Raw genomic sequence first — 18,427 nt, 5'->3', positions numbered from 1 at the left:
CCCGAGAATTGGAGATCGACGATGGCTTCGCAGAATTCCAACGAATTCCTGGTAGAACGTACGACGATCGTCAAGGCAGAAGCACCGGTCGTCTTCGCGTTGATCAACGATTTCCATCAGTGGACTCAGTGGTCGCCGTGGGAAGGTCTCGACCCGGCGATGCAGCGTACGTACGCGGGGCCTGACGCGGGCGTCGGGGCTTCGTACGCCTGGGCGGGAAACAAGAAGGCGGGCTCCGGTTCGATGGTGATCACCGAATCCGTCCCGAATGAACGAGTAGTTTTGGACCTGGCCTTCCTCAAGCCGTTCAAGGCGCAGAACGTCACCACGTTTCTCATCTCGCCGAATTCCGGTGAAGTTCAGGTGACGTGGAAGATGACCGGAAAGAAGAATCTGTTCTTCAAGATCTTCGGTTTCATCTTCAGCATGGACAAGCTTGTCGGAAAGGATTTCGAGAAGGGCCTGTCCCAGCTGAAAGCTGCTGCAGAAAAGAGCTGACAAGCCGGTGGTACCGTCTCCCGGTGTTACGGATGACGCCCACCGATGCCCAAACCTTCTGGATTTCGGAGAAGATCCCGAACGATCAGCTGCTGCTCTATTGTTTCGACGGGCAGAGCCAGCACATGGACGAGCTACGACGCTCGGTGGTCGAAAGAGCGTCGCTCATTCCGGATCTCAATGTTCGGATTCGTGAATCACCGTGGCACCTCGACTATCCGGTGTGGGAGCCCATGCCGGTCGACGCCTCCTTGGTGAGAGTGCATGAGCTGCCCGAAAGCTCGTGGCTCTCGTGCATTCACGGAATCGAGAAACTACTCGAGAACCACGTCGACCCGCGCGAGTCCCCGTGGACGCTGCACCTGTTTCACGGCGTCACCGGCGTGCCGCGCTGCAGTGGCCCGGCGCTGATCGCAGTTCTGCAGATCGCTCATTCTCTGGCGGACGGCAAACGCGCGTCGGCGATTGCTCGCCAGCTGTTCTCGCCGCAACCGCCCGCGAAGCAGAAGACGGACGTGCGGCGTAGCGGATCAGCCGAGATTCTGGGCCGCGCCGCCCTGCGCCTTCCGGGCCAACTTGTTTCGCTGTTCCGCGACGGCCGGGCGGGGCACCGCGCGCAGTTACAGCTGCAGGCGGACACCGAATCGGGAGTTGTTGCGCCGCAGGCGGCGAGCCGTCCGAAGGTGCGCTCGAACATCCCTCCCGGACCGCACCGACTGGTGCGCATGGTCGTGCGGGACAGCGCAGATTTCCGTGGCGACGGCGTATCCGTCACAGTCGGAGCGATGACAGCCATCTCGGTAGCGATGGCGAACTACCTCACCGAGCGAGACGGCTCGGTACCGCCCGAATTGGGAGCTGAGGTGACCATCGCCAAGGCAGGTACACCCACGGCGCGCAATCACTTCCGCAATGCAGGTGTCGGGCTGTTCCCGGAAGTCGATGATCTTCGTGAGCGAGCCCAATTGATCAGGGAGTCGATGGACGAGCGTCGCGCACGTGCGTCCCATCCATCCAGCGCAGCGTCGGATCTCGCGCTGAACGCTGTTCCCGGCCCGCTGGTCCGTTGGGGCGTGCAGCAATACGATTTCACGGCAGTACCCGACGAGGTCACTGGAAACACCGTGGTGTCGAGTGTCGCGCGCGGTGACGCGGATCTGGTGCTCGGAGGCGGCGTCGTTCGGTTCACAGCGGGCTTCCCGAGTTTGTCGCCGGTCATGTCGTTGACCCACGGCGTACACGGGATCGGGGACACTGTGACGATCAGCATCACCAGCAGTCCGGCCTCGATTCCGGACATCGATGTGTACGAGCAGATGATGCACGACGCGATCGACGAGGTGCGCGAAGCGCTGTCGTGACGGCCTGATGTACTGGCTGCATGGGATTCACGCGCGCCGAACTGGAATCGTTCCGAGACGCCGAGATCGAGGATCTGATCGGGCCGGATTGCCGGCTGTTGTTCGTCGGTATCAATCCGGGACTGTGGACGGCGGCGACCGGCGCGCATTTCGCCAGACCGGGTAATCGGTTCTATCCGGCACTGCTGCGGGCAGGCATAATCGAGCATGCGATCGATCCTTCCGCGGGTATGTCGGACGCTGACACACAGCATCTGATCGATCGGGGAGTGGGCATCACCAATTTGGCGGTGCGGGCAACTGCGCGCGCCGATGAATTGACGTCGGAGGAACTCGCAACTGGCGGAGTTCGGGTCCGAAACATCGTGCGCGCAACCAATCCAATAGTCGTTGCCTTCGCCGGGATCACCGCCTATCGAACAGCTTTCGGTGATAAGAAGGCGAAGGCCGGGCGTCAGGACCGTGATTTCGAGGGGGCAAAACTGTGGATCGTGCCCAATCCCAGTGGTCTCAACGCACACGAGACGGTGGACACCTTGGCAGCGAAATATCGTTCCGCCGCATCCGAAGCCGGAATTCTCTGAGAGAAGTCGCAGTTCCGTTCGGCCAGAACAAGGTACAAGTCAAAGTGCTTGTATGTCTGTTCTATACAACGTCTTTGTAGTGATTCACCTACTCGGCATGGCTGCCCTGGTCGGTAGCTACTTCACCGTCCTCAAGGCTCCTTCGATCACCGAGGTCATGGTGTGGGGTGCCAGGATGCAGTTCGTGTCCGGCCTGATCATCGTCGGGTTGGGCGAAGGCGCCCTGGACAAGAACTACATTCACGCGAAAATCGCTGTGAAGTTGGTGCTTTCGCTGGTCATCGTGGCGCTTGCCGAGATCACCCGGGCGAAGCAGAAGAAGGACCAGCCCAATCCGAATCTGGTGCACGTCGTCGGCGGGTTGTCGATCGTAACCGTATTCGTGGCCGCGCTCTGGACCTGACAAAGACACAAAAGAGCCCCGGCGATCGAAACTCGCCGGGGCTCTTTGCTGTTGACGTGTCTACAGGCCTGGACGCTTGCCGATCGTCAGGGTCACTTCACCGGTGTGCGCAAAGAAGTCGTTGCCCTTGTCGTCGACGACGATGAAGGCGGGGAAGTCCTCGACGTCGATCTTCCAGACGGCTTCCATTCCCAGTTCGGCGTACTCGAGGATGTCGACCTTCTTGATGCAGTCGAGCGCCAGGCGAGCGGCCGGTCCACCGATGGATCCGAGGTAGAAACCGCCGTGCGAGTTGCAGGCGTCGGTGACCTGCTTGGAGCGGTTTCCCTTGGCGAGCATGATCATCGAGCCACCGGCGGCCTGGAACTGCTCGACGTACGAGTCCATACGGCCGGCCGTGGTCGGGCCGAACGAACCGGACGCCATGCCGTCGGGCGTCTTGGCGGGGCCGGCGTAGTACACCGGGTGATCCTTGAGGTACTGCGGCATCTCTTCGCCTGCGTCGAGGCGTTCCTTGATCTTGGCGTGCGCGATGTCGCGTGCCACGACGAGCGGACCGGTCAAGGAGAGACGAGTCTTCACCGGGTGCTTGGAGAGCTCGGCCAGGATCTCGGCCATCGGCTTGGTCAGATCGATCTTGACCGCAGCGCCCTTGCCGGTACCCGAAATGCCATCCGTCTCTTCGTCGAGCTGAGCGTCCGTGACCTCGGGCAGGAAACGGCCCGGGTTGAATTCGAGCTGTTCCAGGAACACGCCCTCCGGGGTGATCTTGGCCTTCGCCTGTCGATCTGCCGAGCAGGACACCGCAATGGCGACGGGCAACGAAGCGCCGTGGCGGGGGAGTCGAACGACGCGGACGTCGTGGCAGAAGTACTTACCGCCGAACTGTGCGCCGATACCGATCTTCTGCGTCAGCTCGAAAACCTTCTTCTCGAGCTCGTGATCGCGGAAGCCGCGACCCGTGATGGCGCCTTCGGTGGGCAATTCGTCGAGATAGTGCGCCGACGCGTACTTCGCCGTCTTCATCGCGAACTCGGCCGAAGTACCGCCGACGACGATCGCGAGGTGGTACGGCGGGCAGGCCGCGGTGCCGAGTGAGCGGATCTTCGCCTCGAGGAACTGCATCATCGAGTCGGGATTGAGGATCGCTTTGGTTTCCTGGTACAGGTAGGACTTGTTGGCGCTTCCGCCGCCCTTGGCCATGAAGAGGAACTTGTACGAGTTCTCATGTCCGGCAGCAGTATCGGCGTACAGCTCGATCTGCGCGGGCAAGTTGTTGCCAGTGTTCTTCTCGTCCCACATCGTGATGGGGGCGTTCTGCGAGTAGCGCAGGTTCAGACGCGTGTAGGCGTCGTAGACACCGCGGGCAATGGACTTCTCGTCGTCGCCGGGGGTGAGCACATGCTGTCCACGCTTGCCCATGACGATGGCGGTTCCGGTGTCCTGGCACATCGGCAGAACGCCGGCAGCGGCGATATTGGCGTTCTTGAGCAGATCGAGCGCGACGAACTTGTCGTTGTTCGACGCTTCGGGATCGTCGAGGATGCTCGCGAGTTGCGTCAGGTGATCCGTGCGCAGGTAATGAGAGATGTCGTGCAGCGCCGTTTCGGTCAGCAAGCGCATCGCTTCCGGCTCGACCTGCAGGAAGGTGCGGCCGTCCGGTCCCTCGACTGTCGACACCCCTTCGGTGGTGAGCAATCGGTACTCGGTGGTGTCATCACCGATCGGCAACAGGTCCTCATAGAGGAAGTCGGCCATCATCTCTCCTGAACAAGGGTGCGTGCGAAGGTCGCATTCAGGTTATCGTTGGGGGTTTCCTTCTCCGAATCGGGGCGGGTGTGAGCTGGAATTATCCGGATGCCACTGGCTCGATCAAGATACTTCGACCAGTTCGGAGAGCTCGACGCCGCGAAATTCGGCAAGTATTTCGGCCTGCTGGGCCACTGCTGCGCGGGCCGATCGTGACCACGTTCCCCACGGGGTGATCGCGACCTTCAGCTTCTTTCCGGCTGCTCGTGGTCGCCACAATCCGGTGATCGTGCCACCGACCACCACCGTGCCCGGTCGCCCGAGGGTCGGCCACACCGTCTTCTGGGCGGTCGGATCGGGAACCAGGGTCTCCCGATCCTTGAGCTGTACATACGGATCGAAAGGCCCGAGCAAGCGCGTTCTCGAATCGGTGGGGGAGCCGAACAAGTCTTCGCGGTCCTGTTCGAGAATCCACCGCTTCTCGCCGTTCACCTCGATCTCCTCGGCATCGACTGGCCAGTGGGCTTTGACGTCCCTGACCGGAGCATCGAGAAACGACGCGACGTGAGCAGGAGTCGCGGGGCCGTAGAACCGCAGATAACCCCGGATCACGTCGAAGCGGGAATCTGCGTCTGCGCCCGTGGCGCTGAATGGGCGTCGGCGCCAACCCGGAATGCGTTCGAGCACTGGGGGAGATGTGTTCGGCTGTAGCTCGAGGCCTGCCTGGAGTGCCGCGAGCCGGAACGGCATCTCGTACAGATGAGTGGCATTGCACGGGCGGCAGAATCTCAGATAGGGCTCGGTGACCCGCGTGGTCAATTGCGCGGACATCTCGCCCTTGACGGTTGGTTTCGAGACGATGTCCCGCATCGCAGCAGCAACTGTTTGCAGGGCAGTCAGCGTCGGGATGCCGGCGGCCTTCAGGGGCCGATTGGCGTCGTAAATGCGCTTGGCTGCATCGGCTTCGCTGAACGGCGACGTGGCGGCGGCGACGGCAGGCAGGTCGCCCCGACGGTAATAGTGGGGGGCTCCGCGCAACGTCCAGGCAAGAGCGAGCTCAGTGGCGTCGACGCGGACGCCGCGGATCCGCAGGGCCCAGGCGGCTCCGTCAGGTCCGGTGTTCTGAATCCCGAGATCGAGAATGCTGCAATCGCTGTGATTGGCGTCACCGGCAACCGCTCGGTCGAGTTGATGGCGGTGCCACCGGAAATTAGCTACCTGCGTGAGTGAGGTTGCGCTAGACATGATTTCAGTTTACTGGTGGGTAACCGCAGGATTTGGGGCGGTTGATCAATGCGGCGACAGAATTGGTCAAATTCGACCGATTGGCCGGAATTTTTTCAGTAGCAGACCTTATTAGTCGAAATAATGACCCCATTGTCGGAATCCTTTGCCAACTGGTCGTTCGTATGATTACTGTTACCCACGTCACGGATACATTACAGATGTGACGCAGCTGTCACAGCACTGTCGGGTGCTTTTGGCAGCTGACCTCTGACCTCTCAAGGAGATTCACATGGGTTCAATGGAAGGAATTCTCGGCGCTGTTGTTCAGGGCCTGGGATCACTGTTCAGTGCTGACGGTCTGCTCAAGACCTTCATGGGATCGGTAGAGACCATCTCCAAGGACCCCACCCCCTAATTCAGCGCGACATTGCCACGCCCGCTCCGGGTGTAGTTACTTCAATTTCGACAAACTGCAGGAGGAAACTCATGGGATCTCTCGGTGAAGCCATCGGAAGCGTCAACAACCTCGGTCAGCGTCTCGTCGACGCACTGACCACGCTCAGCGGCGGCACGGTTACGCCCAAGTAAGCGTCGTCTGACGAGAAAGGCTCACGCACTCGGTGCGTGAGCCTTTCCGTGTCGACCGGATCGAGTATTTCCGATCACGTCGGGTTTGCCTGTTTCAGGCGGTACCGTTCGAAAGGTTCCGCTGCGGAAGAGAGTGACCCGGATGATCGAGACTCGTGCGTTACGAACGGTTTTCCGTGTCTTCGTGGCGTTGGCCACGGCAGTGTGTGGGCTCCAGCTCCTCACCGCACCGGGTCACGCTCAGTCGGCGGACAGCAGGCTGGTCGACATCTCGGTGTACTCACAGTCGATGGGGCGCGACATTCCGTTGCAGGTCTTGCGGCCGGCTGATACTTCGACGCCTGCTCCGACGCTCTACCTACTCAACGGAGTAGACGGAGGAAAAGACGACGCGACGTGGTCGGTGCGGACCGACGCACCGAAGTTCTTCGCGGACAAGCACGTCAACGTGGTCACGCCTCTCGGTGGAGCATTCAGCTATTACACCGATTGGGAGCGGCCGGACCCCGGCCTCGCGAAATCCGGCAACAACAACGGGGTCAACATGTGGACCACGTTCCTGACGGAAGAACTACCGCCAGTCATTGATTCAATGTTCGCGACGACCGGCGAGAACGCACTGGCAGGCCTGTCGATGGCAGGCACGTCGGTACTGGATCTGGCTATGGCGGCGCCCGCGCTGTACAACAGTGTCGGGTCCTTCAGCGGGTGCGCGATGACGAGTCCGGGCATCGGGCAGAACTTCGTGAAACTCGTGGTCGCCGTGGGTGGGGGTGACGCGGAAAACATGTGGGGTCCGTACCATGGTCCGGGTTGGCCGGCTCACGATCCGGTTGTCAACGCGGACAAGCTACCTCGAATCCCGATGTACATCACAACAGCAACCGGAATTCCGGGTCCGTACGACACACTTGCCGATCCGCGGATCGACAACGACGTCACAGATTTGGCGTTGCAACTTGTTCTCGGTGGCGGAATCGAGGCGGCAACTCACTACTGCACCACCCAGCTTGCGGACAGGACGAACGCATTGGGTATGAACAACATTCGCTACAACTTCAAGCCGGCAGGAACGCATTCATGGGGATACTGGGAAGACGACTTACACGACTCGTGGCCGATGATCGCCGCGTCGCTCGGCGTGTGAGGCCCCATCGAGCAAGCCTTCGAAGCGTCGTTCTCGTCGGCGCGCTCGCCTTGATTTCACTACTTGCGTTGCCCTCGACCGCGCTCGCCGACGAGACCCCGAAGATAACGAGTGTCACCGAACTGTCTTCGCGCTTGGTTCTTCTCGACGTCGCGAGTCCCGCCATGGGGCGCACCATGGCGGTGAAAGTGCTGCTTCCTGCCGACCGCTCGGAACCGCGCGGGACGCTGTATCTCCTGGACGGCAATTCCGGGCAGATCGAAGAGAACAACTGGCTGGCTCCGGCTAACGGCGATATCGTCCCGTTCTTTGCCGACAAAAACGTGAACGTCGTACTCCCCATCGGTGGAACCGGCACCATGTACACCGATTGGCAGGAAGACCACCCGAAATTCGGTCGTCTGAAGTGGGAGACGTTCCTGACGAAAGAGCTTCCCCCACTGATCGACACGAGGTTCGCCACCAACGGGCACAACGCAATCGGCGGGATTTCGATGGGCGCAGAAGCCGCGCTGATTCTGGCCCAGCGCTCAGCCGGGTTGTACGACGCGGTCGCCGGCTACAGCGGCTGCTACACAACTGTCGGGGGATTCGGCAAGGCGTTGACCGATCTTGTGGTGATCAACGGAAATGCCCGTTCGGAGCAGATGTGGGGTCCGGCCGGCAGTGAGGCTTGGCAAGAGCACGACATCTTCGCCAATGCCGACAAGCTGCGCGGCACCAAGGTGTATCTCGCCTCGGGATCGGGACTACCAGGTCCGCACGAAACTCTCGATACTCCTGCCCTGGGCCGGGTATTGGTCGTTGGCGGGGTCATGGAACTGGGATCGAACCTGTGCACCGACCAGATCACTCAGGTGTTGCGTGATCGCGGAGTCGATGTCACCCGCAGCGCTCAGCCGGTGGGGACGCACGGTTGGCCGTACTGGCGCGACGAACTCGTTCGTTCCTGGCCGATGCTCGAATCTGCGTTGTCCGCTTGAGCAGTTCCTGGCGATGAGTTTTCGTTTCGGGTCGGGTCTATAACCCTGTACACCTGTTTCGTAACCTCTCCGACAAGGACAGAACATGCCTTCCATCACTCCCTGTTTGTGGTTCGACAACCAAGCAGAAGAAGCAGCCAACTTCTACATCTCGGTGTTCGGTTCCGGGCAGATACTCGGAATCGAAAGGTACGTCGAGGGATCGCCCTCCGGAATGCCGGCAGGCTCGGTGATGACCGTCAGCTTCGAACTCGGCGGTCAGCGATTCACCGGATTGAACGGCGGGCCGATGTTCACGTTCTCGGAAGCAGTGTCTTTCGAAATTCCGTGCGTCGATCAGGCTGAGGTCGATCACTACTGGTCCAGGCTGACCGAGGATGGGGAAGAGGGCCCGTGCGGATGGGCCAAGGACAAGTTCGGATTGTCCTGGCAGGTAGTCCCGAATCGCCTTCTCGAACTGATGAAGGATCCGGATCGGGCCAAGGCGCAACGCGCCACGGACGCGATGATGAAGATGAAGAAGATCGACATCGCGGAGCTCGAACGGGCCGCAGACGCGTCCTGAACACGATCTGGCCGATGGGCGACAGCCTTCGTTAGCTGATGCTAGCCTTCCCTAATTCTCGCTGAGCGTTGGAGGAGTGCTGGTAACCATGCGAATCAAAGTCTCTCGAATGAAGATTGCAGTCACCGCCTTGGCGGCCTCGCTCGCCGTCGCCGGACTTGCCGGCTGCAGCAGCGACAGCGCTGACGCACCCGCGGAGGCGGGAGCAACCGTCTCGACCATGTTCGGTGACGTCGAGGTCCCGGCCAACCCGGAGCGCGTCGTCGCGCTCGGTTGGTCGGACGCCGAGACGGCACTCGCTCTGGGCACTCAACCAGTGGGCGTCGCGGACTGGATGGCGTTCGGTGGCAAGGGCGTCGGACCCTGGATTGCGGACGAGTTCACCACGGACCCGAAGATCCTCGGAACCATGGACCTGAGCATCGAGGACGTCATTGCTCTCGACCCGGACCTGATTTTGTGGACGAGAAGCGACAACACGCAGGCCAACTACGACAAGCTCAGCGCCATCGCGCCGACGGTCGGGCCGCCGCCGGGTCTGTCCACTGCGTACGGGACGACGGTCGAGCAGCAGACCGAACTCGTCGCGAAGGCTCTCGGCAAGGAAGCAGAAGGAAAGGCGCTACTGTCCGGCCTCGACGCCAAGTTCGACGCTGCAATTGCCGCCAATCCGAGTTTTGCGGGTAAGACAGCGGCCGTCGGCGCCTACAGTACCGACGGTTACGGCGCGTACGTACCCGGCGACGCACGCGCAGACTTCATGACCCGTCTCGGCTTCACGATCCCGATGGCGATCACCGAAAAAGCCACCGGAAACTTCTACATCCCGGTTGCCAACGAGAACCTGAATCTGTTCGACGCCGACCTGACCGTGCTGTTCCCGATCTTCCTCGACAGCAGTGCGTTTGCGAACGATCCGCTACTGCGCGCAATCCCGTCGGCCCAGGAGGGACATCTGTTGATCCTCGATGACCCGGCACTCGTCGATGCGTTCTCGAGTGGCTCGGTACCGGGGTTGACCTACGCAATCGACAACGCCGTTCCGAAGTTTGCGAGCACGCTCGTCGCCTGATCAGAGCTGTTTCGGGACCTGCCCGTCACTGTGAGCGTGTTCGCAAACAGTGGCGGGCAGTTCTCGTGCGTCAGTACACTGGAAAAAGTGAACTTTCAGCTAACGAGCGGCGGCCCAGTGGAGATCGAAGCGACCGCTCCTCGTTTGCCGCGGATGCATGCATACGTGGATATCGCTGTTGTGATCGTGGTGCTGGTGGGAACCAATCTGATCGCGCATTTCACCACCGCCTGGGCAAGCATCGCGACGGTACCCATCTCTGCTCTCGTCCTGTTGGCGCTCACCAAGCGCCGGGGAATGGGGTGGGCGGAATTGGGGCTGTCCCCTCGTGACCTGCGGCGAGGTTCGAAGTACGCGCTTGCTGCCGTCGGCCTGGTGCTGACCGTTGTCGCCGTCGGCGCCCTGCTTCCGCTCACACGTCCTTTCTTCATGGCGGATCGCTACGCCACTATTTCCGGCGCGATCATCGCGTCGATGATCGTGATCCCGCTGCAGACCGTCATTCCCGAAGAGTTGGCTTTCCGTGGCGTCCTGCACGGCACGTTGAACCGGGTCAGTGGATTCCGCGGCGTCGCCGCTGCCGGTTCTCTGATGTTCGGACTGTGGCACATCGCGTCGTCGATGGGTTTGACCAGCGGTAACGAAGGGCTGTCCGGCTTTCTCGGTACCGGAGTCGTCGGCCAGGTCGCCGGCATCCTCGGAGCCGTTCTCGCCACCGCTGCGGCCGGTCTCGTATTCACCTGGCTTCGTCATCGCAGCGGCAGCCTCATTGCGCCGATTGCTCTGCATTGGTCGTTGAACGGTGCCGGTGCGCTGGCTGCGGCTCTTGTTTGGCATGCAACTCTTGCTTGATCCCAATATCTGACAAAAAGGACAGCATTCGCCGCGCGACGCCGGGTAGTTTTGTGCTTTGCTCAGTAAGTGACGCACCTTCATCGAGGCCATGTCTTCCACATCTCCGGTCGTCCGACGGTAGAGGATGCGGCGCAGTCGCTCGTCTCGATCCCCGACGGCGTCTTGGCGATCGACGATGCCGGAACGATCGTCTACTGCGGAGAATTCGGATCACTCCCGAGCGGTCTCGAAGGCGCTGAAACCCACGACCACCGACCGGGTTTCCTGCTGCCCGGATTCGTCGATGCACACATTCATTTCCCGCAGACCTACGCCGGCGACGCATACGGCGGCGGCCAACTCCTCGAGTGGCTCGACCTGTGCGTCTTTCCCTCCGAATCGCGATTCGCTGATCCGGAATTCGCCCAGCACGCTGCCGAGGCCTTCTGCGCTCGCCGAATCGCCACGGGAACCACGGCCGCGATGGTGTTCGGATCGGCCTTCCCGCACGCGCAGGACGCCCTGTTCTCGGAAACTCTGAAACGCGGCCTTCGAGTGGTCAGCGGACGTGGGATTCAGACCACCGGCCCGGCCTCCGCCGCCGCGCTGATCACCTCGGAAGAGGACGCGATCAGACTCACCCGCGAGGAGATCGACAAGTGGCACGCGGCCGACACCGGCGACGTGAACACTGCGCTCATTCACGTCGCAGTGGTTCCCCGCTTCTCTCTCGCGGTGACAACACGGACGCTGAAGGACTTGGGGGAGTTGTACGACTCCGTCCGTGACCGGGGCGTCTACTTCCACAGTCATCTCAACGAGAACAATCGGCCCGGAACCGGCGAGGTGGCGACCACACTCGCCGAGTACGAGGTCGAGACCTATCTCGACACGTACGACGGCAAGTTCCTCCCCGGCTCACAGGTCGGCGGAAAGAGCTTCCTGGGTCCACGCGCGATACTCGCGCACTCGGTGCACTGCCAGGACTCCGAACTCGCACGAATGGCCGAGACCGGAACCTCGATCGCACATTGCCCTACTTCCCAGCAGTTTCTCGGCTCCGGCACCATGCCGTGGAAACGAACCGTTGCGTCAGGGGTCAACATCGCGATCGGATCGGACTTCGGTGGCGGCGACGAGTGCCTGCTCACCCGAGTCCTCGGCGACGCCTTCAAGGTTCACATCTCCGAAGCCGGCGACGACGGAGTGTCGATGCACCCTGCCGAACTGCTGTTCACCGGAACACTCGCCGGTGCTCGCGCGCTGGACATGGAGAACCGGATCGGCAACTTCGACGAGGGCAAAGAGGCCGACTTCCTGGTGATCGATCCGTCCGGGTGGCCGCCGCTCGCCGGGCTCGTCAACTACGGAACGCGTTCGGATGATCCGATACTCGCCCGCGACCAGACGCTCTTCGGGCTCCTGATGGCGATGCGCGAGCCCGCGATTGCGCACGTGTACGTGCAAGGGCGCCGGATATCGGGCTGACGTGTCCGCAACTGCCATCACCGGGTACCACCGAACGAGTTCGGGATTCCGGGCGTGGGTCGAGCGTGCGGCCGAGACCGCCGGTCGATTCGACGGCTACCTGAGCTGTGGCATCAGTGATCAACCGGAACCGGTGTCGCACGGCGTGTCCGTCACTTTCGACAGTGCCGACGATCTTCATCGTTGGCTGGAGTCGACTGATCGCCGCGATCTCGAAAGATCAGCTGCTGCAACGGGAATTCTGGCGCAGACGAGTGATCTCGTTCTGATCGACGGCGTGCTGCCGCCGCCCGGTATCGGTGTGTACGACCACGCCGTCGTTGTGGGTAAGGAGAACGAGTTTCTGCGAACGCAACGACACCTCATCGATCTCAGTTCGCGATTCTCCGGCTACGAGTCGGTGATGTTGTTGCGGTCGGTCACCGACTCCACCCAGTGGAAGTCCGTCCTTCGGTTTCGGACAGAGCAGCAGTTGGCGGTGTGGATGGCGTCGCCCGAGAGGGCCGCAGCACTACCGAAACTGCGGGCCGAGTTGGCCGAGGACTTCACCGAGACCACGCGGTCGACACCGTTCGGCACCATTCTGCGTACGGAGAACGGGCAGACTCGCGCGACGCCGAATTGGAAGACGGCGATGATCATCCTGCTCGTCCTCTATCCGACGGTGATGACGCTGTCGAGGTTTCTCGGGCCGCTGCTCGACGGGATCGGAGCGCCGCCGTGGCTGTCGATGTGGTTGAGCCAGATAGTCAGCGTCGGCGCCATGACGTGGTTCCTGATGCCGACGGTCACGAGATGGTTCCGTCATTGGCTGGACCCGGTCGACGGCGCCGTTCCCCGCACCAACTGGCGCGGCGTCGCGGCGGTAATTGCGGTGTACGCAGTGACTCTGACGCTCTTCGCGTCGGTGAAGTGGCTGCAGTTCTGGGACTACTTCGACTGAATCCGGCCTCGGCGGAAGTAGGTGAGTGGCCCGAAGAAGTTGACGAAGATGATCGCCGCCCACTTCTTCTTGCTGCCGTTGACCGTATTGGCAGGGCGTCGCGCCAGGTCTGTCCACGCGGCGATCGCCAACAGGGACTGAATCGTTGCGAGCACGGCGACGACGCGGCGTTGCGCGGGTGACAGCTCACTCCAGGACTTCTTCTTTGTGAGGTTCATGAACTCCACTGTGCCCTCGAATGTCCAATCGGTGTCGAGATCCGGTTGTTATCGGTGCCGGGAGTTCCTCAAATCAGTGTGAATAGCGTCACCATGACGACCGATAGGTACGGTCTCGCGGACCGTCGGGACGGTCGTTTTCGGCGTAAAGATCTCGCTAACCGAAGTTATGGCTGAAAAATTGCGCACACGCTCAGGATGCAATGTGCCCTGGATGGGGAGATTTGGCATCGATTCGCAAGTAAGAGACTTTGACGGCGAATCTCTCAGGGTGGGGAAGTCGAGCCCTCTGTTCTTGCCGCACCGGTACAGCGGTGATGCTGCACGATAACTGCTCTCGGCAACCATGTTCGAATTTTGTCAGGAATGCGCAATATGGTGACAAATTGTTCACCGTGACTGGTTGTTACCTGTGGATATCAGGTCAGTCGAGCGGGCCTGAAATGTAACGTCCCGGACACATTTGGTGTCGTAAAAGTAACGGAAGGGCTCTAGTGTTAGCCCCGGCAGCCAGCCAGTGGCCCGCCATCACGGACAGTTCATCACTGACAGGAGCAATATCAATGCCTACTATCGGTTTCGGCGACATCTCAGACTTCCTCGGCGCTTTCGCTGACCTCTTCGGATTCCTCGACTTCATCTCCGGAAGCGTTGAAGGCCTGTCGGCAGAGTAAGTCCCGCAGAGCAAGAAGTGCCCCCGAGCCTGTGGCGCGGGGGCACTTCTCTGTTTCGTCGAGCTGCGCGGTGGAGTGGGCACCGAGCCCATTTGTCGCAAATGTGGCTCATGTTGGCCAAGTGCATGGCGGGGATGATGTGACTGTGGTGGAATGCGAGCGAAAGAAGATAGCTTGCCTGCCCGCCACTTCGAGCGGGACACGCCGATGATCGGAGCTTTGTGCACGTCTCGCGAAGAAACCTCTTCAAGTACGCAGCGGCTGGATCGGCGGCTGCCGGACTCGCTGCATTGAGCGGTACGACGTCGGTGGCCAATGCCGGTTCGCTCGGGACCCTGCTCGATTACGCCGCCGGTGTGCCGTCCGCTCAGGCAATCAAGGCCGCCGGGTATGCGGGCGCCATTCGATACGTCTCGGACAGGCGCCCGGGCGCCGATTGGATGGTCGGCAAGCCCGTACTGGCGCGGGAAACCGACGCGTTGACCGCGGCCGGACTTCAAGTCGTTTCTTGCTATCAATTCGGCAAGGGCGGAACGGCGGACTGGCGCGGGGCCCGCGAAGCGGGCAAGCGTCATGCTGCCCGTGGCCTCGAACTACATGCGGCGGCTGGTGGGCCGTCCGGTCGGCCGATCTACGCGTCGATCGACGACAACCCGACCACTACTGAAATCACTACGCTGATCACGCCGTACCTCGAGGGGTGGGCCTCGGTTGTCGGCAACGGAGCGCTCGGCGTCTACGGAAACACTCGCGTGATCGACGCAATGATCAGTGCCGGCGTCGGAACCTGGTTCTGGCAGCACAATTGGGGCTCTCCCGCAGGGTATGTGCACCCGCGGGCAAACCTGCATCAGTTCGAGATCGACAAGCGCAAGGTCGACGGCGTCGGCGTGGATCTGAACTCGATCCTCACTCGGGACTGCGGGCAGTGGTCGTTGGCCGGTGCGGTCGGTCCGGCTCAGCCGGTCGGATCCTCGTTGCCGACAGGATCTATCGCACCATAGCGCCGAATTTGGCGAGCCAGGCCTTGGCGTCGTCGGGGAGGGTGCCCGCCGCTTCCGCGGCGAGGCACCATGCTTTTGCCATCGACAGGAAGTTCATCGGGTTGTAGGCGTCTTCCTCGCGAGACCACAGTCCGTTGCCGGCGTAATGCAGGATCGTGATGTTGGCGGCTCCGTGCTTGGATCCGTCACCCGGATCCTCCATCGGGTTGTCGATCTCGCACACGATCCATCCGCGCTGCTCGTCGACCACGAACCAGTTGGCCGGGAATTCGGTCATGCGGTGCCCCGGGAACTCCGTCATCGTGCGAGTGACCCACTTGCGTACGGCCTCTCGGCCATTGAGGGTGCCGAAAGCGTGTTCCACGTAGACGACGTCCTCGGTGAACATGTCCGCGAAGGCGTTCCAATCGCCGGAACGAGTGCACTCGACAACGGTGTTCTGGTAACCCGCGAAGGCGTCTTCGAGTTCGGTGCGTGTCCAGGTCATGAAAGGCTCCTCGGGTAGTCGTCGCCTCAAATTAGAACACGTTGCAGAATTGATTGTCGGCGATTCGATGGAGAAGAGTTCTGCGGTACCGTCGTTGTCGGGTCGGGGACCCGTTATGTGAGAGGGCACCACGTGGATATCATCATCAATTTCATCTACACACTTCTGTCGAAGTTGCAGACGAGCAGCATCGAAGGCTCTTCGGAGAAGTGAGTCCTCCGCCGGGCTGATTCCCTTACGAGACTTTCTGTTTGGGAATCAACCCGGCGAACACCATCGTCACGACGGCGGCGGCGATGGAGATCAGGAACGTGGCACGAAACGCCTCGAACGAGGGGATCACTGCGGTGCCGACGGTGATGGTCATTCCGGCCAGGACGACGCTCACGATCGCGGCAGACGTCGACGTGCCGATCGATCGCATCAGTGAGTTCAGTCCGTTCGCGGCTGCAGATTCCGTGATGGGGACTGCGCCCATGATCAAGGCCGGCATGGCCGAGTACGAGAGCCCGACGCCCGCTCCGATGAACATTCCGGCCACGGCGACCTGCCAGACGCTCGACACCGTGAAATATGCGAAGGCGTAACCCAATCCGATGACGAGGGCGCCGAGCATCAACGTGATTCGCGGGCCGCGCCAAGCCGAAATTCGAGCGGAGACGGGCGAGAGCGCCATCATGACGAGTCCGCCGGGGGCCAGTGCGAGTCCCGCTGCAACCATGGACAGTCCGAGTCCGTAACCGGTGGACGTCGGTGCCATGAGCAGTTGGGGGAGCGTCAGGGAATTGCCGTACATGGCAAAACCGACGGCGATCGACGCGAAGTTGGTGAAGAGAACTTGCGGCCGGGCCGATACGCGGAGGTCCACCAGCGGTGCGTTGCGTCGAAGTTCCCACCATCCCCACACCAGGAAGCTGAGCGCGGAAACCGCAAGGAGCCCCAGGGTTTTCGCGTCGCCCCATCCCCAGGTTCCGCCCTTGGTGATGGGGAGTAACAGGGTGATCAGACCAACGGTGAGGCCGAGCGCACCGACGAAGTCGAAACGTCCCGGGCGTCGTACGGTCGATTCGGGAATGACGAACGCAACCAGTGCGATGCAGATCAGCCCGAACGCTGCCGATGTGACGAAGAGGAAGTGCCAGTTGGCATTCTGGGCGATCACCGCGGCGATCGGCAGTCCGATCGCACCGCCGACGCCGAGGGTGGCGCTCATGACCGCCATCGCGCCGGCCACTTTCTTCGGTGGAAGAACGTCACGAATGATGGCTATGCCCAATGGAATTGCCCCGACCGATGCTCCTTGAAGTGCACGGCCGACAACGAGCACGATCAGTGAAGGTGCGATCGCGCAGATGGCCGAGCCCAGAACGACCATCGCGAGACTGACCAGCAGCATTCGTTTCTTGCCGAACATGTCGCCGAGGCGCCCGCTGATCGGCGTGATCACCGCGGCGGCGAGGAGTGTTGCGGTGACCGCCCACGAGGTGTCGGCGGGAGTGGAGTTCAACAGGTGCGGCAATTGCGGAATGATGGGGACTACCAGCGTCTGCATCAAGGCGACGACGATTCCGCACAGTCCTAGAACGGTGAGCACTGGACCCGAGGATGCGTAGTTCGTGTCGGGGATTTTCTCGTCGACATTGGACGACCCTGCGTGAACGGACATGCGGCTCCCGCCATGGCGTGTTCTGATTGGTGCGTTCGCCCCAGTGTGCACGCTACACATCGTGTGTAGTCTGCACAATATGAGGATGGACCGGGACCCTGATCTGGTGAATATCGAGTACGAGTTGACTCTGCTCTCGCGTTACCACGCGCTCGCACAACGGGCCGAACTTCATCTGGACCGGTCGGCGTATCTACTGCTCGGTCGACTGGAATTGCAACATCCCATGAGCCTCAAGGAGCTCTCCTGCGCTTTCTCGCTCGACATCTCCACCATCAACCGGCAGATCGGCGCGCTGAGGCGTCAGGGCTTGGTGGAGCGAGTGGAGGATCCGGACGGAGGGCTCGCGCGAAAGGTCCGGCCGACGGCGCAGGGGCTGTCGAAACTTCGTGCTGATCGCGAACATTCGACAGCCGGTGTCGAAAAGGTCCTCCGCGAGTGGACGCCGGAGCAGCGTCTCGCGCTCGGTGACCTACTGCGGCAATTCAATACCTCGGTCGAAGCGCTGGAAGGCCGCGAATGGCCGCGACCGAATCAGGTCTGAGAGTGCGAGACGGATCGTAGTGAGCGGTCCGGATCGCTCGAATCCGATTCCGGCGCAATGACAACAAGTTTCGGGTGTTCTTCGGGGGCTGCATGATTTCCACGCCAGGAGAGCAGTGACCAACGTGAGAGACCGGACAGCGCGGACCCGAGACTGGCGAACGAGCCCGAACTCAGGACCGACGCCGTAGACCCGATGCTTCCGATCGAAAGAAAAGAGCCGACGCTACCGATCGACAGGATCGAGTACGCCGATCCGATCGAGAGAATGGACCCCTCGGATCGGATGGACAGTATCGATCGCGTCGACTTGTGTGACCGTATCGACTGGTCTGGGCCGGATTTCTTCTCTGGACGACCGTGCGTGATGTCCACTCGTAGATGTCCCATCTA

20 protein-coding genes are annotated in these 18,427 nt (G+C 61.3%); 14 read left to right on the top strand and 6 right to left on the bottom strand.

The features are described 5' to 3' along the window. Positions 1–21 precede the first annotated feature (21 nt). The 4 genes from RA302_RS20475 to RA302_RS20460 are packed head-to-tail and all read left to right on the top strand — an operon-like array spanning position 22 to position 2,846. The gene (locus RA302_RS20475; RefSeq protein ID WP_007726321.1) at positions 22–498 is read left to right on the top strand and encodes an SRPBCC family protein; all 477 of its coding nucleotides are present in this window, start codon (positions 22–24) and stop codon (positions 496–498) included. Between the two features lie 32 nt (positions 499–530). Further along, positions 531–1,859, top strand: coding sequence for a WS/DGAT domain-containing protein (locus RA302_RS20470; protein WP_070162383.1), 1,329 nt, complete (start codon positions 531–533; stop codon positions 1,857–1,859). A 20-nt stretch (positions 1,860–1,879) separates the two neighbouring features. After that, on the top strand, positions 1,880–2,443 hold the full coding sequence (locus tag RA302_RS20465) for a mismatch-specific DNA-glycosylase (protein ID WP_070162381.1): 564 nt from the start codon (positions 1,880–1,882) through the stop codon (positions 2,441–2,443). Positions 2,444–2,495: 52 nt separating this feature from the next. Further along, positions 2,496–2,846, top strand: a complete 351-nt coding sequence (locus RA302_RS20460; protein ID WP_058226011.1) for a hypothetical protein — start codon at positions 2,496–2,498, stop codon at positions 2,844–2,846. Positions 2,847–2,906: 60 nt separating this feature from the next. Here RA302_RS20460 and RA302_RS20455 read toward each other — a convergent pair whose 3' ends face one another. Together RA302_RS20455 and RA302_RS20450 are read right to left on the bottom strand one after the other, a co-directional pair. After that, positions 2,907–4,604, bottom strand: coding sequence for a fumarate hydratase (locus RA302_RS20455; RefSeq protein ID WP_070162486.1), 1,698 nt, complete (start codon positions 4,602–4,604; stop codon positions 2,907–2,909). Between the two features lie 114 nt (positions 4,605–4,718). Further along, on the bottom strand, positions 4,719–5,840 hold the full coding sequence (locus RA302_RS20450) for a winged helix DNA-binding domain-containing protein (RefSeq protein WP_070162379.1): 1,122 nt from the start codon (positions 5,838–5,840) through the stop codon (positions 4,719–4,721). A 271-nt stretch (positions 5,841–6,111) separates the two neighbouring features. Between RA302_RS20450 and RA302_RS20445 the strand changes: the two genes are divergently transcribed. From RA302_RS20445 to RA302_RS20410, 8 genes are all read left to right on the top strand, one after another. Further along, entirely contained in the window at positions 6,112–6,237 is a 126-nt protein-coding gene (locus tag RA302_RS20445; protein ID WP_019744544.1) for a hypothetical protein, read from the top strand. Positions 6,238–6,552: 315 nt separating this feature from the next. Then, positions 6,553–7,557 carry an alpha/beta hydrolase family protein gene (locus tag RA302_RS20440; protein ID WP_070162377.1) on the top strand — a complete coding sequence of 335 codons (1,005 nt, stop codon included), beginning with the start codon at positions 6,553–6,555 and terminating at the stop codon, positions 7,555–7,557. Beyond that, on the top strand, positions 7,554–8,540 hold the full coding sequence (locus RA302_RS20435) for an alpha/beta hydrolase family protein (protein WP_231782385.1): 987 nt from the start codon (positions 7,554–7,556) through the stop codon (positions 8,538–8,540). Before RA302_RS20440 ends, RA302_RS20435 begins: the two co-directional genes overlap by 4 nt. 85 nt (positions 8,541–8,625) lie before the next feature. Next, on the top strand, positions 8,626–9,105 hold the full coding sequence (locus RA302_RS20430; RefSeq protein ID WP_050656019.1) for a VOC family protein: 480 nt from the start codon (positions 8,626–8,628) through the stop codon (positions 9,103–9,105). Between the two features lie 88 nt (positions 9,106–9,193). Further along, positions 9,194–10,177, top strand: coding sequence for an iron-siderophore ABC transporter substrate-binding protein (locus RA302_RS20425; protein WP_338477744.1), 984 nt, complete (start codon positions 9,194–9,196; stop codon positions 10,175–10,177). 153 nt (positions 10,178–10,330) lie between these two features. Then, positions 10,331–11,029 carry a CPBP family intramembrane glutamic endopeptidase gene (locus RA302_RS20420; protein ID WP_020908494.1) on the top strand — a complete coding sequence of 233 codons (699 nt, stop codon included), beginning with the start codon at positions 10,331–10,333 and terminating at the stop codon, positions 11,027–11,029. A 69-nt stretch (positions 11,030–11,098) separates the two neighbouring features. After that, positions 11,099–12,499 (top strand): amidohydrolase family protein, encoded by a 1,401-nt coding sequence (locus tag RA302_RS20415; RefSeq protein ID WP_070162370.1) that lies wholly within the window; start codon positions 11,099–11,101, stop codon positions 12,497–12,499. 1 nt (position 12,500) lies between these two features. Beyond that, positions 12,501–13,442 (top strand): antibiotic biosynthesis monooxygenase, encoded by a 942-nt coding sequence (locus tag RA302_RS20410; RefSeq protein WP_007726302.1) that lies wholly within the window; start codon positions 12,501–12,503, stop codon positions 13,440–13,442. Here RA302_RS20410 and RA302_RS20405 read toward each other — a convergent pair. After that, on the bottom strand, positions 13,430–13,660 hold the full coding sequence (locus tag RA302_RS20405; protein ID WP_007726301.1) for a PLD nuclease N-terminal domain-containing protein: 231 nt from the start codon (positions 13,658–13,660) through the stop codon (positions 13,430–13,432). The genes RA302_RS20410 and RA302_RS20405 overlap by 13 nt on opposite strands. Before the next feature lie 895 nt (positions 13,661–14,555). Here RA302_RS20405 and RA302_RS20400 point away from each other — a divergent pair. Then, positions 14,556–15,338, top strand: coding sequence for a DUF1906 domain-containing protein (locus RA302_RS20400; protein ID WP_070162368.1), 783 nt, complete (start codon positions 14,556–14,558; stop codon positions 15,336–15,338). Here RA302_RS20400 and RA302_RS20395 read toward each other — a convergent pair. Together RA302_RS20395 and RA302_RS20390 are read right to left on the bottom strand one after the other, a co-directional pair. After that, a complete protein-coding gene (locus tag RA302_RS20395; RefSeq protein WP_007726289.1) occupies positions 15,325–15,825 on the bottom strand; it encodes a nuclear transport factor 2 family protein in 501 nt (166 codons plus the stop codon). The two genes, RA302_RS20400 and RA302_RS20395, sit on opposite strands and share 14 nt — an antisense overlap. A 235-nt stretch (positions 15,826–16,060) precedes the next feature. Next, on the bottom strand, positions 16,061–17,491 hold the full coding sequence (locus tag RA302_RS20390; protein ID WP_054188751.1) for an MFS transporter: 1,431 nt from the start codon (positions 17,489–17,491) through the stop codon (positions 16,061–16,063). 85 nt (positions 17,492–17,576) lie between these two features. Here RA302_RS20390 and RA302_RS20385 point away from each other — a divergent pair, with 85 nt between their 5' ends. Continuing rightward, positions 17,577–18,035 carry a MarR family winged helix-turn-helix transcriptional regulator gene (locus tag RA302_RS20385; RefSeq protein ID WP_003945257.1) on the top strand — a complete coding sequence of 153 codons (459 nt, stop codon included), beginning with the start codon at positions 17,577–17,579 and terminating at the stop codon, positions 18,033–18,035. Here the strand turns inward: RA302_RS20385 and RA302_RS20380 are convergent. Beyond that, positions 18,026–18,424, bottom strand: coding sequence for a hypothetical protein (locus RA302_RS20380; protein WP_042448789.1), 399 nt, complete (start codon positions 18,422–18,424; stop codon positions 18,026–18,028). The genes RA302_RS20385 and RA302_RS20380 overlap by 10 nt on opposite strands. Positions 18,425–18,427: the final 3 nt, after the last annotated feature.

The organism is Rhodococcus sp. DN22 (genome assembly GCF_036669995.1).
GTDB lineage: Bacteria > Actinomycetota > Actinomycetes > Mycobacteriales > Mycobacteriaceae > Rhodococcus_F > Rhodococcus_F erythropolis.
The sequence above is the reverse complement of the archived record's forward strand: the minus strand, read 5'-3'. Positions and strand labels throughout refer to the sequence as shown.

Coding starts and splice junctions, on each gene's coding strand:
- RA302_RS20475 (WP_007726321.1), top strand. CDS start 22: ATGGCTTCGCAGAATTCCAACGAATTCCTGGTAGAACGTACGACGATC.
- RA302_RS20470 (WP_070162383.1), top strand. CDS start 531: ATGACGCCCACCGATGCCCAAACCTTCTGGATTTCGGAGAAGATCCCG.
- RA302_RS20465 (WP_070162381.1), top strand. CDS start 1,880: ATGGGATTCACGCGCGCCGAACTGGAATCGTTCCGAGACGCCGAGATC.
- RA302_RS20460 (WP_058226011.1), top strand. CDS start 2,496: ATGTCTGTTCTATACAACGTCTTTGTAGTGATTCACCTACTCGGCATG.
- RA302_RS20455 (WP_070162486.1), bottom strand. CDS start 4,604: ATGGCCGACTTCCTCTATGAGGACCTGTTGCCGATCGGTGATGACACC.
- RA302_RS20450 (WP_070162379.1), bottom strand. CDS start 5,840: ATGTCTAGCGCAACCTCACTCACGCAGGTAGCTAATTTCCGGTGGCAC.
- RA302_RS20445 (WP_019744544.1), top strand. CDS start 6,112: ATGGGTTCAATGGAAGGAATTCTCGGCGCTGTTGTTCAGGGCCTGGGA.
- RA302_RS20440 (WP_070162377.1), top strand. CDS start 6,553: ATGATCGAGACTCGTGCGTTACGAACGGTTTTCCGTGTCTTCGTGGCG.
- RA302_RS20430 (WP_050656019.1), top strand. CDS start 8,626: ATGCCTTCCATCACTCCCTGTTTGTGGTTCGACAACCAAGCAGAAGAA.
- RA302_RS20425 (WP_338477744.1), top strand. CDS start 9,194: ATGCGAATCAAAGTCTCTCGAATGAAGATTGCAGTCACCGCCTTGGCG.
- RA302_RS20420 (WP_020908494.1), top strand. CDS start 10,331: ATGCATGCATACGTGGATATCGCTGTTGTGATCGTGGTGCTGGTGGGA.
- RA302_RS20405 (WP_007726301.1), bottom strand. CDS start 13,660: ATGAACCTCACAAAGAAGAAGTCCTGGAGTGAGCTGTCACCCGCGCAA.
- RA302_RS20395 (WP_007726289.1), bottom strand. CDS start 15,825: ATGACCTGGACACGCACCGAACTCGAAGACGCCTTCGCGGGTTACCAG.
- RA302_RS20390 (WP_054188751.1), bottom strand. CDS start 17,491: ATGTCCGTTCACGCAGGGTCGTCCAATGTCGACGAGAAAATCCCCGAC.
- RA302_RS20385 (WP_003945257.1), top strand. CDS start 17,577: ATGGACCGGGACCCTGATCTGGTGAATATCGAGTACGAGTTGACTCTG.
- RA302_RS20380 (WP_042448789.1), bottom strand. CDS start 18,424: ATGGGACATCTACGAGTGGACATCACGCACGGTCGTCCAGAGAAGAAA.